Source organism: Methanospirillum hungatei, assembly GCF_020216685.1.
Classification (GTDB): domain Archaea; phylum Halobacteriota; class Methanomicrobia; order Methanomicrobiales; family Methanospirillaceae; genus Methanospirillum; species Methanospirillum hungatei_B.
In genome coordinates, this window is the sequence record NZ_JAIWNS010000154.1 from 1 (window position 1) to 12,472 (window position 12,472).

Sequence of the window (12,472 nt, forward strand, 5' to 3'; positions counted from 1 at the left end):
CTGCACTTTTTACTTTGATCTTGAAAGGTGCATCTGCAGGCTGGTACCCTGGACGGGTGATGATGCTCTGCATGTTGGTCTCAACGACAAAGTTACCGTAGTTGCCTACTGGAATTGCCTTGCCAGTCACATCCTCATTTACGGTTCCGTCCCAGATCTTAAGATTGAGGGATGGTTCCTTAATGTTGAATGCGAGCGGGCCTTTTACGCTGCCGTTCCACTGATACCAGTTGCCGGTCTTTCCGACGAAGATATCAGGAGAAACATAAAATGACTGTGCGTTGGTAACCTGCTGAATATCTGCAGGCTGCTCAGTCTCAGTGTTGGTACCTGGCTGCCACCATGCAATCTGGCTTGAGCCACCGGTAGCTGCAGAGACATCAAGTCCCTTCTCACCAAGGAAAACTTCTCCTCCGGCGGGGATCTTGTTGATTGCTGCAGTAGCGGGGAATGCCATGATTGCAAGTGCGACAAGCACCATCATGACAACTGCAAATCGTGCGTTCATTACATGTCCTCCGAATGAATACAACCCATACCTCATACAACCGGCTATCTATCCTGATGTATGAAGATATGGAATACTCCGAGAGTAACTCCGAAGTATCATTACTTAGTTGTCTGGTATATTTTATATTCTTGTGATCCGTTTTGTGACTGAAAGTTGAATCACAGAGAGGGGAGGAGAGTAAAAACCGATAAAGAGAGCCACTTTGTTAAAAATACTCAAATATATCTCCCATTTTAAGGAGTCAGAGAAAGTATTTAATATATTGTGAAGAGACCTAAAACTCATAACTATTTTTCCTAAATGGATCAGCGCCAGAGAAGTCAATATCTGAGCGCGTTCATTCGGTCTATCAGGTCATTCCCATACCGCTGCCCCATCCGGCATGATAATTCTATAACGAGAAAGTAGGTTTTTATGACTGATCCATGTTACAGACACAGTAAATTGGTTCAATCAGACTGATGAAAATCTTTTCAGAACAAGAGCCCTGATTTTAATGAAAAATTGAGACGGTTTGTCAATAATAGGAAAGCCTCAGCCGAGATTTGAACTCGGGACCTGTTGATTACAAGTCAACCGCTCTGCCAGCTAAGCCACTGAGGCGCGGGAACAACTTATACTTCTCAACACTTAAAGGTGATGTTTGATCGGTTTCTTTTTCCTGCTCTGGTACAGAACAATCAGGAATGGTACAGCTGACCGTGGACATAGGAGGCAGACCCGGGATAGACTGCCGCGGATTTTGTGCATACTGTTATTTCAAACACGCACGGGATCTCCCTGCATTTGGATGTAAATACTGTCTTCCTTTCACAAAAGGCTGTGATTATTGTTCACGGAGTGTCCAGGAGAAGTATTCAGGCTTTATCCCATTGCAGGAGGTTGCGGGAAAAGTACTTGCAGACCTTCAGATGCTCACCGGTGACCTGACAAGGATTACGATTTCTGGTGGTGGAGACCCCAGTTGTTACCCGGAATTTACTGACCTGATGGAACTATTGTCCTCTCTTGAAGCACCTATCCACATTGGATATACCAGCGGGAAGGGATTTGATAATCCGGATATTGCAGAATTTTTGATAGAGAACGGCCTTCAGGAGATTTCTTTTACAGTATTTGCCCATGACCCTGAACTTCGCCGGAAATATATGAAAGATCCAACACCTGAAGCTTCCCTGGAAACGCTTCACAGGCTTGCACAAAAAATAGAGGTATACGCCGCGCTGGTAATTCTGCCAGGAGTGAATGACGACAAAGTTCTGGCTGATACCATCAGATGGCTGGAGAAGGCCGGAGTGAAAGGTGCTATTCTGATGCGCTTTGCAAACACTCCGGAGCAGGGCCTTATCCTGCAGAATGCACCCATTATCCCGGGACAACGAATCCATACCCCTCTCGAATTTGCCGATCTGGTAAAGGAAACACAAAAGATTACCATTATGAGGATCTCCGGAACGCCCCTGTATGACCCAGATCTTGGTTCTCCATTCATTCTGGTCCATGAACCAGATTATCTTCAAACTCTTCCCATGATATCCAGGCATGCCGGAGTCATTACCGGTGCAATAGCAGGTCCTTTTCTGGATCAGATCCTCAGAGCAAGAGGAGGTGAGGATCTTATCTTCATGGTGAAAAAAGAGATCGCGGATCTCATCACCATAGAAGATATTCAGGAGTTGGATCTCTCCACCCTGCCGGATACGGTAATTTTACCGGGGAGATCTTTTATTCATATATCTGAAGCAGAAAAGGTGCTCTCCGCAGATGGAAGATCCAGAACTGTCATTCGTGGACCGGATATGCTCACTGCTGACGGTGAGACATCTATGGGAATGACCAGGGATGAGGTTCTTGCTCTTGAACTGGAGGGGTGCCGCACCCTTATCAATCTCATCAACCAATGGGGTACCTGACGGGTATCCTTATCACCTGCCAAGAATCATATTATACCGCACTTTTTATAGTGCTGGCAGACGCAAGTCCGACGTGATTTTCATCACTGCCCGTAATGGGCTTTGGGATTGCAGAGAGTTAGCAGATTAGTCGTATCTGACTCTTTTCTCTCTCAGGATTTTGCTCTGTTTACAGGAGGATTTAGAAATGGCACGAATGCATGCCCGTAGAAGAGGTATTTCACGTTCAGTCAGACCGTACCGGACACAGGCTCCGGAGTGGTCGAACACTGACAAGGAAGCCATCATCAAGCAGATAGTAGACCTGCGCAGACAAGGAAGCTCAACAGCCGAGATCGGGCTTGTAATGAGAGACAAATATGGTGTCCCCAGTGTCAAGCTCGCAACCGGAAAGAAGATCACCCAGATCCTGCGTGACAATGATCTTGCATCAGAAATCCCTGAGGACCTCCGCAATCTGATAGAGAAAGCCCTTGGAATGCGCAAGCATCTCGCAGAAAACAAGCGGGACATTCATAATAAACGCCAGCTCATGCTGACTGAATCAAAAGTCCGCAGACTGGTCAAATACTATGTAGGCAGCAAAAAGCTTCCAAAAGGCTGGGTTTACAAACCGGAAACTGCAGAAATTCTCCTGTCCAGATAATCCTACGGTTGAAATGTCCATAGAAACTGCTGCAAAAGACCTTGCATATGAATTATCCAGACAGAGTTCTGTTGAAATACTCTGTCATCATGATGCAGACGGGATAGCAGCAGGATCGATCATGGCGATGGCCCTGTACCGGGCTGGCATTCCATTCAGACTTCGGATAACTCACCGGTTGTCTGAAGATACTATTCCGAAGACCAGGCCATTGCTTCTTTGTGATCTTGGTGCAGGTCTTGCCGGATTACCTGAAGAGACGATGGTCATTGATCATCACCTCCCTTTCTTTGAAGGGCCGCATCATGTGAACCCAAGACATGACGGGATCGATGGAGACACCGACCTCTGCGCAGCGGGAACTGCATATCTGGTAGCCAATGCTCTTGGAGATAACCGTGATCTTGCAGGACTCACACTCCTTGGCGTCATCGGAGACGGGCAGACTTTGACCGGAAAGAACCAGGATATCTATCTTGGTGCCCTAGGGAATGGAATCATCAGTAAAAAGAGGGGAATTATTCTTCCAGGCAGAACACCTGCCGAGCAGATTGAGCTCTCAACAGAACCATTTCTCTATGGGATTTCCGGCTCAAAGGAGGAATCCCTCAATATTATTCAAGCATCAACGATTGATGATACCCTGCAGGGAGATATACTCTGCTCACTCCTTGTTCTGCAGGCCGCAGAGAGGTGCAGACCTGAAACCTTGGATTCAATATGGGGAGACATGTGGATGCTGGAACGGGAAGTGATTGAGCATGCGCACAATATGGCATTTATAGTGGATTCATGTGGAAAAGCAGGTCATGGAAGCATTGCAGTTTCACTCTGTCTTCGTTCATCAAAACTGACCGAAAAGGCCTATGAGATAGCACGAACGCATCGTCTGGCCCTCATTCAGGAGATGAACCAATTCCTTGCTAGTTCACATGAGAATAAGAAAGGCCCGATCATGTGCAGCGATCAACATCTCACCAGTGACCTTGCCGATACCGTATTTCGAAATATTCCAGACAGTTCCCCCGTAATTATTGCAGTGCAAAAAAATGACGGGACCTGCTCTTGTTCCATACGAACCGACGGCAGGAGCGGAAAATATGCAGGAGAGATCGTCCACCAGCTGGCTCTTGAATATGGAGGATATGGAGGAGGCCATCAGAACAGGGCAGGAGCGACCGTTGCTTGCGAATATCTTGATACATTTTCATCAAAGGTTGTTGAGGCCTTCAGCTCATGAATATTCAGGGAATCATCCGGACAACTCATGACCATGCACAATGTATTGCGGATTCGATATCTGTCGATAACCTGTCAGAGATGAAAACGTATGCTGAGGGGAGTTATGTTATCACACAGATCACAAGTACCAAAGTCCGGTCAGTCATCGCCTCAATGGACGATTATCTTATGAATCTCACCGTAGCAGAAGAGGTTTGTGAAAAATCCTCACAAACGTCAGATCAGGAGTTTCACAATAATACCGGGAGAAACTAACCGGTTGAATTATTTGACATCAATACAGGAAGTCAGAACATATGCATCATAATGAAAAAAGGTGTGAATAATGGCAGCGAAAAAACCAACAGGCAGAAGAGTCGACGGATGGAAAGCAAAATCCTGGTATAAGGTGTACAGCCCTGACAATGTGGGTAAAGTATACCTTGGTGACACCGTGGCAGATGATCCGTCCAAACTTATGGGACGGGTCATGCAGGCACCGCTCTCAGAACTGGTAAACGACTATACCAAGCAGAATGTGAAGATGAAGTTTGCAATCACGAATGTAGCAGGTGATGCAGCATACACCTCATTCATTGGTCATGAACTTGCGCGTGATTTTATCAGATCACTGGTAAAACGCCGTACCTCACGGATTGACTGTGTGGTAAACTTTGTCAGCAAGGATGGTTGCAAGGTCCGTGCAACAGTAACCTGTTTCACGCTCACCCGTGCAGATCAGAGTCAGCAGCATGAGATAAGAAGAATTCTTACCGATGATGTTCTGACCTTTGGCAAAGAGAATGAACTCGGTGTTTTTGTGAACAATATCATCAACGGCGATCTTGCAAAGGAACTCTTTAAGAAAGTAAAAGAGCTCCATCCGGTTCGTCGCGTTGAAGTAATCAAAACCAAGGTTGAGCTCCCGAAGAGTTCTGCCTGAAACTTTTTTTTTTTTTTATTTTTTATTTCTCAGGGGCTAAACGTATCCTGTTCCCATCATCAGCAGATCCGGTGATCATCGTGATGTAGGGGGAAGACCAATGGTACTGACAATTCAAATAGATCAGGGTCTTATTACCAGAATCCAGGTGTACTGTAATGCTTGATATACGATTTGTCCGGGCAAACCCTGATGCCATCAGGGATGATCTCAAGAAAAGAAATGATATGGAGAAGTTGGCATGGATAGATGACCTGCTTGTTCAGGATATCCGTCACCGTGAACTTATTGGGCAGACCAATGAATTGCGGCGAAGACGAAACTCCATCTCATATGACATAAACCGTGCAAAAAAAGCAGGAGAAGATGCATCAGCACTCATCGCTGAAGCTGCAGGGCTCCCCGGACGCATAAAAGAGAATGAAGCAGAGATGGAGGAGAACACGAAAAAGATACGGTATTACCTCATGCGTATCCCGAATATTCTCCATGAGAGTGTTCCGGTTGGTGCTGATGATACCCAGAATGTCGAGGTGAAGAGATATGGCACTCCCCGGACCTTTTCCTTCGAACTTAAAAACCATGGGCAACTTGCTGCAGATAATGGCTGGGCTGATTTTGAACGTGCAACCAAAACATCAGGTGCGGGATTTTATTTTCTGAAAGGAAATCTGGTGCTTCTAGATCTCGCCCTTCAGAGATTTTCCCTTGATATTTTAATGGAAAAAGGGTATACGCCCATCATACCTCCATATATGATTAACCGGAAATCATACGAGGAAGTTACCGATCTTGATGATTTTGAAAAGGTCATGTATAAAATTGAGGATGATGATGCATACCTGATCGCCACCAGTGAGCATCCGATGGCAGCAATGTACCAGGATGAAATTTTTGAAGAGAAGGATCTGCCACTCAGACTTGCAGGACTCTCACCATGTTTCAGGCGGGAGATCGGATCTCATGGTCTGGATACAAAGGGCCTCTTCCGCGTCCATCAGTTCCATAAGGTAGAGCAGTTTGTCTACTGTCATCCGGATGATTCATGGACAATTCATGAAGAACTTCGTGAAAATGCTGAGGAGATATTCCAGAAACTTGAGATCCCGTACCGGGTAGTGAATATCTGCACTGGTGATATCGGAACGGTTGCAGCAAAGAAATATGATATTGAGGCCTGGATGCCCCGTGAAAACGAGTATCGTGAAGTGGTTTCGTGTTCAAACTGCACCACATATCAGGCAGTCAGGTTAAATATCAGAGTCAGGGACAAAGAGGATTTTGAGTCAAAACAGTTTGTTCATACCCTGAATTCTACCGCCATTGCAACTTCACGTGCCATGCGGGCAATTCTTGAAAATAATCAGCAGGAAGACGGCTCTGTAGAAATCCCAAGGGTGCTCAGGCCATACATGAATGGCAAAGAAGTTCTATAAGAGCTGAATTTGCAATTGTATTCTTTTTGCCTGACCCGGGCATTTCAAACCGATAGTTCTTTTTTTTCATAGTCCTAACAGGTTCTGACTTGAAATATGAAAATTGCACAAATGCTGGAACTTGAAGCCATCTCTCTTGTTGAACCAACATTTTCTGATCTGATATATCAGGAGATGGATGATCTGATGACCGGTTCCCCAGGAAATAGCGGAAAGATTCTGGTTAATGAAGATGAGAACCCGGTTCTTTTTGCAAAAACTGACGACGGAGGAGCATGGACCGGGTGTGTAACCATGTTCCGTGAGCCATCACTGGCACTCATTGATCTTTTCGAGCAGTTTGAATGGGAGATGTATCAGGAAGAGAATGAAACTATCCTCGATGCATTACGGGGATATTACAGTACCCTGCTGTGTGATTCTGTCCTCCCCGGACCTGATGACCTCAATCCTGCCCGTGTTCAAAGCATTAAGACTCTTTTACGTAACACCGTAGGGATTGATCAGCAGGGGCTCTGTCTTGACTGCTGCTGTGGAACCGGTGTAGGCTCAATGGTCATGGAGAGTTATGGGATGCATCCGATAGCCTATGATAATGACGAATCCCTCCTTGTCCGGGGGATGAAATCCGGACGGCTCAAACCAGAACGGACCATGTGGATAGATGGGCGGATGGTAAACAGGTTCGTTCAGAAACAGGCTTTTTTGGTCTGTGGATTTATGATCGGTGAAATTCATTCATTTAATGCACACATCTGGCAGGAGATCATTGCTGCTGCATGTATGGCATCAGACAGGGTTCTTTTTACCGCGGGCACGGAACAAGAGATTATTCAGATAAAAGACTGGGTTTTTGGCACCGGAAAAAAAGCGGAGATATTTGAATCGGATGCAGATCCGATATATGACCGGTGGATTTGTTATTCAGAGTAGGGAACAGGAACACTTCTTCCCTTTCAAAAAGGGGGAGGTCTTTTCTCAGGCAGGAACCCATGAATTCCGGCAAGATTTATTCTGTGATCACTTCCCCGGTTCTGATCTTGATAGATGCATCAACGGGGATGACAAAGATCCTTCCGTCACCAATCTTCCCAGTATATGCCCCTTTCTTGATGGTTTCAATGACATGATCGACCTTATCTGCAGAGACTAAAATCTCCATCTCTATCTTGGGGATGAGATCTACCTCTATTGTTCCACCACGGTACTGAAGGCTGATACCTTTCTGTTCTCCCCGTCCCTGTACTTCGGTGATGGTCATTCCGAAATACCCGGCGTCTTCCAATGCTTTCTTTACGGCGTCAAGCCGCTCTGGTTTTATGATGGCTTTTATGAGTTTCATGATTCACCTCGGTTATGATCGTGCCCGCTCTCCATGCTGGGAGATGTCAAGTCCGACATATTCTTCATCTTCCGTTACACGCAGCCCGATTGTCTTGTCTATGATCATCGCCAGGATATAGGTCACCACGAAGGCATATCCGACAGCGATAAGGGCATCAATGGTATTGATCCCAAACTGATATGCATTACCGGCAAGCAGACCGGTCTGACCAACGCTTGCAAATATACCGGTTGCGATTGCACCCCAGAGACCACCAACACCGTGAATGGCCCATGCATCAAGACTCTCATCAAATCCTTTCTTCAGGCGCCAGAGCAGTGCCCCATAACATATGAGACCGGCTACAGCACCGATGACAAGGGATGAGGGAACATCGACAAACCCGGCTGCCGGTGTGATACCGACGAGACCGGCGATGGCTCCTGACACCATACCGACTGAACTTGGCTTCCCCCGGATACTGCTTGCAAGCAGCCATGTCAATGCTCCGGCAGCCGCTGCGGTGTTGGTCACCATGAGGGCGTTTGAAGCAAGACCGTCAGCTGCGATGGCACTTCCGGCATTAAATCCGAACCATCCAAACCATAACAATGCTGCGCCGAGCAGAGTCATCGGAATGTTATGAGGTTCTATTGAATTTTCTCCAAAGCCCATCCGTTTTCCAATCACCAGTGCAATGGCCAGGGCACCGAACCCTGAACTGATGTGAACGACAGTTCCTCCTGCAAAGTCCAGAGCTCCAAGCGACGCAGCCCAGCCACCACCCCAGGCCCAGTGTGCAAGGGGATCATAGACAAGGGTTGTCCAGAGCAGCCCGAACACCACAAAGGCCGAGAGCCGTATCCGTTCTGCGACTCCTGATGTCAGGATTGCCAGTGTCAGTGCAGCAAATACCAACTGGAATGCTGCAAACAGGATATCCGGTATGGGAAGACTTGTAGCTTCCATCCCGACTCCGGAAAGGCCGATAAAGTCAGGACCACCGATAAATCCACCAATATCAGAGCCGAATGCGAGTGAATATCCGCAAAAGACCCACTGTACACTCACGAGAGCATAACAGAGGAATGCCAGTGCCACCATTGCGATGACATTTTTCCTCCGCACTAATCCTCCGTAGAACAACCCGACCCCTGGAGTCATGAGCATGACCAGGCAGGTAGAGGCAAGTATCCACGCAGTTGCACCACTATCTAGCGTCATTTTTAATCACCTGATTGATCACCAGTATTGCTGATCTTGTAGCAGCCCATGATTATCCTTTCCTTTTTCAAGATCAATTACAGAACTGCTATTTTTCAGTCATCCCCAGTGGGTCTAGTCCACGTGGGTAGTAAGAAGTTGTCTTCTACCATATATAAATTTAATTACATCAGCAGCAAAATTGAAGCCCAGCAACAAACCGTAGAATCAGATAAAAAGATATAATTTTCCTTGAAAAATGAATAGAATGAAAATAAATCTTAAGAATTCTTTTTCATCCTTCTTCCATGCCTTTTTTTCTTTTTCCGGTGGCTATCACCTTTCTCATTCTCTTTCCTGATCTTTTCCTTTGCAGCCTCTTCGTCTGATGCGCATTCAAGATCTGCAAGAATGTCAAGCGGATCTTTCATCTCATTCACGAGTCGGATAATCCGGGATAACCGCTCAACACCGATAAAATGCTCAGCCATCACTCTTGCCAGAGGAGTCAGACTAATTTTTCCATTCTCTTTGGATATAAGATTCCTGCTCAAAAGGAGTTCTTCAACCGGTTCAGATTCTCCAACAAGGTATCCTTCGATCTTCTCAATTGAGCTCTCATCTCCTTTGCATATCACCGCATTAGCAACATATAGTTCAGAGCTCTGTTCAAGAGTGTACTGAGGAGCAACCTCTCCCATCTCCCCCTTTAAAAGACCCATCGCCACCTCTTCTTCTGTGAGTCGTGACCCCCGGATATAGCTCCCGCCGGGTTCTGCAAGAATTACCACTTTGCCAAGATCATGAAAATCAGGACGGCCGGCTCTTCCGGACATCTGGTAAAACTCCTGGACAGTGAGCCATTCAATACCCATGGCAAGAGAATCGAAAATGACCTGTGATGCAGGGAAATCAACGCCTGCTGCAAGGGCTGCAGTGGTAACAACGGCACGAAGCTGCCCTTTCTCAAACTTTTCCTCAACCTGGCGACGTTCTGCCTGGGTCAGCCCGGCATGATAGGGTGCAACGCCCTCTCCTATCTTCTCTGCAATAATATGACACCGGGCACGGGAATTTGTGAAGATGATGGTCTGGCCGTGATATCCCTTGTCTGATACATGATTATACTCCTCCGCCACAAGGGCACGTTCCGTTGGAATCTTCTGTTCTCGTTCAGAAAATATCAGATACCGCTCCAGGGAGACCGGACGATCATCATACCTGACCAGCTTGGCACCGAGCTTTGCAGCAAGTAATTTTGGATGCCCGATGGTGGCACTGAGGTATAAAAACTGGGCTTTCGGAGATGCATACTTCATCCGTGCGATCAGACCATCAACACGATGGCCACGGTCGCGATCCTCAAGCATCTGGACCTCATCAATGATAACCGTGCCAATATTTGTCAGGGACTCTCCCAGTCTCATGAGATGATCTATCCCTTCATAGGTAGCAACAAGAATCCCGGCATTTCTGTTCCGGTTAGCTGGCCTTCGGTTATCTCTTACCAGAATCCTGCTGGCCCCGGTGATAATTGACACATCGGTGAGATGACCATACTTCTGTGAAAACCGCTCATATTTCTGATAAGCCAGGGCAACAAGAGGAACCAGAAACAGAACCCTCCCCCTCTTTTCAAGGTAATTTTTCAGCCCTGCCATCTCACCGATAAAGGTCTTCCCACTGGCGGTAGCCGAGACCACCAGGAGATCCTTGCCATACAGCAACCCTGCCTCCACTGCCAGCTGCTGGACCGGCATTAATGACTCAACACCACACGCCGTCACAAATTCACGGGGAAACGGAAGCTCTTCAATTCTGGCTGTCTGCACAACCGGGTGAGCTTCAAGACGATCATAGAGCGTATGTCCGACCGTGAGCCGGTCAGGTTCTATCGTTGCGAGTACCCGGTCAACACTCCGGTACTTTTCCAAAAGTTCATCAAGATGGGAAAGAGCGGATCTTCCAAGCCGGCCCATATGCACCAGCTCCCTGCGCAGCTCCTTGCGTGCACAATCCATGCAGATCTGCTCTTCCTCTCCAAACCCTACTGCGTTCTTTTTGTCAAGTTCTGTGACCCGGTCATCCATCAGGCAGAACCTGCAGAGTGATACATACGAATACGGGATCTGAAGATCCTGCAAAAATGATTCAAATGGTTTATCCTTTGCCGTGAGGTACAGACGGGAACGGCGCAGGTGAGTGATCAGATCCTTACTGGGAGTATTCCGATATCCCCCGCTTTTCGTATGACGGATCCGGTACTTTACCGGCCTGATGCCTTTCGGAGTATCAACCAGCTCTAGCATCCCCGTTATCCGGATGTGATGCGTATCGATGTATAAAACCCGGTAATATTTCTTCGTCGGCTGGATTATCGCCTTCATGAAGACACCAGGTCATGGATCTCGTAACTAAGATCCGCCTGCTCGAGCTGTTTGAGAAAATCTGTGAAAAATTCATCTACAATCACAATGGCACATGGGATGCCATGCAGGGCTGCTTCAACCGATCCTTCACGTGACCCGAAATAGAGATCTGGAACCCGGTCGATTTTTTTCAGAGAGACCCATGCTTCAAGACCAACACAGGCAACCACGGTAACCCTGCTGATCACATCCTTCAGAAGATCCAGCCTGACCTTTCGCGAGCCGCCCCGTTCCACCCTTGGCACCTTGCAGACAAGAACAGTCGCCTCCCGATGGGTGATGATTCCCTCAAGACCTGAAACTCCTGCATCTTCACCTTTTGGTGTATCAGAAACAGACAGACCATTTGCTGACTGAGGCTGCTTTGAGGCGTACAGGAGACCATTTTTCATATACACCCCGACGGGATCGCCTCTCTTTAAGTCCTCAGCTGCAATGGCTGTCCAGACCGAAACCTGTTTAATGACATCATTTCGGATATGCCGTGCATACGTTTCAAGAACTTCTGCATGGTGCAGGATCCACTCAACACCTTCCCTCGTAACTTCATACCTTCCCCGGCCCGGTGCCTTGAGCATCCCTTCTTCAGTCAGTTCTCTGACATATTCCGAGATCGCCTGGGGAGTAACCCCCAGACCTGCCGCTATCTCCTGCTGCCGTATTGCAGGCTGATGTGCTGCGATATCAACCAGGATTTGAAATCTGGTAACATCACGCTTATTTTTTAGGATGGTGTATCCTGGATCATTCTCATTCATCCAAAACGACCAGACCCTGACCTTTTACATCCAGATGTGGAGTTCTCTTCGCGATCCCTTTTATAAACACAGGTGAGACTCCGAATTT

13 protein-coding genes and 1 tRNA gene are annotated in these 12,472 nt (G+C 47.2%); 7 read left to right on the top strand and 7 right to left on the bottom strand.

The genetic code is table 11. The features are described 5' to 3' along the window. Both LDL35_RS09795 and LDL35_RS09800 read right to left on the bottom strand, forming a co-directional pair. Nucleotides 1–508: DUF3821 domain-containing protein (locus LDL35_RS09795; protein ID WP_304022159.1), on the bottom strand; the 508-nt coding region annotated here is incomplete at its 3' end. A 533-nt stretch (nucleotides 509–1,041) separates the two neighbouring features. Beyond that, nucleotides 1,042–1,114: transfer RNA gene (locus tag LDL35_RS09800), tRNA-Thr, on the bottom strand. A gap of 83 nt (nucleotides 1,115–1,197) precedes the next feature. Here LDL35_RS09800 and mmp10 point away from each other — a divergent pair. The 7 genes from mmp10 (at nucleotide 1,198) to LDL35_RS09835 (ending at nucleotide 7,603) form a co-directional block, all read left to right on the top strand. Next, complete coding sequence (mmp10, locus tag LDL35_RS09805) at nucleotides 1,198–2,424, top strand: methyl coenzyme M reductase-arginine methyltransferase Mmp10 (protein WP_304022160.1); 1,227 nt, start codon at nucleotides 1,198–1,200, stop codon at nucleotides 2,422–2,424. 187 nt (nucleotides 2,425–2,611) lie between these two features. Further along, nucleotides 2,612–3,070: a 30S ribosomal protein S15 gene (locus tag LDL35_RS09810; protein ID WP_304022161.1), complete on the top strand. Its 459-nt coding sequence runs from the start codon at nucleotides 2,612–2,614 to the stop codon at nucleotides 3,068–3,070. A gap of 13 nt (nucleotides 3,071–3,083) precedes the next feature. Next, complete coding sequence (locus tag LDL35_RS09815; protein ID WP_304022162.1) at nucleotides 3,084–4,310, top strand: DHH family phosphoesterase; 1,227 nt, start codon at nucleotides 3,084–3,086, stop codon at nucleotides 4,308–4,310. After that, on the top strand, nucleotides 4,307–4,567 hold the full coding sequence (locus LDL35_RS09820) for a KEOPS complex subunit Pcc1 (protein ID WP_304022163.1): 261 nt from the start codon (nucleotides 4,307–4,309) through the stop codon (nucleotides 4,565–4,567). Before LDL35_RS09815 ends, LDL35_RS09820 begins: the two co-directional genes overlap by 4 nt. Before the next feature lie 70 nt (nucleotides 4,568–4,637). Further along, nucleotides 4,638–5,234 (top strand): 30S ribosomal protein S3ae, encoded by a 597-nt coding sequence (locus LDL35_RS09825; RefSeq protein WP_304022164.1) that lies wholly within the window; start codon nucleotides 4,638–4,640, stop codon nucleotides 5,232–5,234. Nucleotides 5,235–5,392: 158 nt separating this feature from the next. Beyond that, nucleotides 5,393–6,670, top strand: coding sequence for a serine--tRNA ligase (gene serS / locus LDL35_RS09830; RefSeq protein ID WP_304022165.1), 1,278 nt, complete (start codon nucleotides 5,393–5,395; stop codon nucleotides 6,668–6,670). A 96-nt stretch (nucleotides 6,671–6,766) separates the two neighbouring features. Next, complete coding sequence (locus LDL35_RS09835; RefSeq protein WP_304022166.1) at nucleotides 6,767–7,603, top strand: hypothetical protein; 837 nt, start codon at nucleotides 6,767–6,769, stop codon at nucleotides 7,601–7,603. Nucleotides 7,604–7,679: 76 nt separating this feature from the next. Here the strand turns inward: LDL35_RS09835 and LDL35_RS09840 are convergent, their stop codons facing one another. The 5 genes from LDL35_RS09840 to LDL35_RS09860 all read right to left on the bottom strand — a co-directional run. Then, nucleotides 7,680–8,012 (bottom strand): P-II family nitrogen regulator, encoded by a 333-nt coding sequence (locus tag LDL35_RS09840; protein ID WP_011449463.1) that lies wholly within the window; start codon nucleotides 8,010–8,012, stop codon nucleotides 7,680–7,682. Nucleotides 8,013–8,024: 12 nt separating this feature from the next. Beyond that, nucleotides 8,025–9,218 carry an ammonium transporter gene (locus tag LDL35_RS09845; RefSeq protein ID WP_304022167.1) on the bottom strand — a complete coding sequence of 398 codons (1,194 nt, stop codon included), beginning with the start codon at nucleotides 9,216–9,218 and terminating at the stop codon, nucleotides 8,025–8,027. A gap of 260 nt (nucleotides 9,219–9,478) precedes the next feature. Continuing rightward, complete coding sequence (locus tag LDL35_RS09850) at nucleotides 9,479–11,584, bottom strand: DEAD/DEAH box helicase (protein WP_304022168.1); 2,106 nt, start codon at nucleotides 11,582–11,584, stop codon at nucleotides 9,479–9,481. After that, nucleotides 11,581–12,384: a winged helix-turn-helix transcriptional regulator gene (locus LDL35_RS09855; protein ID WP_304022169.1), complete on the bottom strand. Its 804-nt coding sequence runs from the start codon at nucleotides 12,382–12,384 to the stop codon at nucleotides 11,581–11,583. The genes LDL35_RS09850 and LDL35_RS09855 overlap by 4 nt, the downstream gene beginning before the upstream one ends. Then, on the bottom strand, nucleotides 12,377–12,472 hold a 96-nt coding region (locus LDL35_RS09860; RefSeq protein ID WP_304022170.1), incomplete at its 5' end, for an ArsR family transcriptional regulator. The genes LDL35_RS09855 and LDL35_RS09860, both read right to left, overlap by 8 nt.

Excerpts from the sequence above, each read along its gene's own strand:
- LDL35_RS09855 (WP_304022169.1), bottom strand. The coding sequence starts at position 12,384 with ATGAATGAGAATGATCCAGGATACACCATCCTAAAAAATAAGCGTGAT.
- LDL35_RS09810 (WP_304022161.1), top strand. The coding sequence starts at position 2,612 with ATGGCACGAATGCATGCCCGTAGAAGAGGTATTTCACGTTCAGTCAGA.
- serS (WP_304022165.1), top strand. The coding sequence starts at position 5,393 with ATGCTTGATATACGATTTGTCCGGGCAAACCCTGATGCCATCAGGGAT.
- LDL35_RS09850 (WP_304022168.1), bottom strand. The coding sequence starts at position 11,584 with ATGAAGGCGATAATCCAGCCGACGAAGAAATATTACCGGGTTTTATAC.
- LDL35_RS09845 (WP_304022167.1), bottom strand. The coding sequence starts at position 9,218 with ATGACGCTAGATAGTGGTGCAACTGCGTGGATACTTGCCTCTACCTGC.
- LDL35_RS09820 (WP_304022163.1), top strand. The coding sequence starts at position 4,307 with ATGAATATTCAGGGAATCATCCGGACAACTCATGACCATGCACAATGT.
- LDL35_RS09835 (WP_304022166.1), top strand. The coding sequence starts at position 6,767 with ATGAAAATTGCACAAATGCTGGAACTTGAAGCCATCTCTCTTGTTGAA.
- LDL35_RS09815 (WP_304022162.1), top strand. The coding sequence starts at position 3,084 with ATGTCCATAGAAACTGCTGCAAAAGACCTTGCATATGAATTATCCAGA.
- LDL35_RS09840 (WP_011449463.1), bottom strand. The coding sequence starts at position 8,012 with ATGAAACTCATAAAAGCCATCATAAAACCAGAGCGGCTTGACGCCGTA.
- mmp10 (WP_304022160.1), top strand. The coding sequence starts at position 1,198 with ATGGTACAGCTGACCGTGGACATAGGAGGCAGACCCGGGATAGACTGC.
- LDL35_RS09825 (WP_304022164.1), top strand. The coding sequence starts at position 4,638 with ATGGCAGCGAAAAAACCAACAGGCAGAAGAGTCGACGGATGGAAAGCA.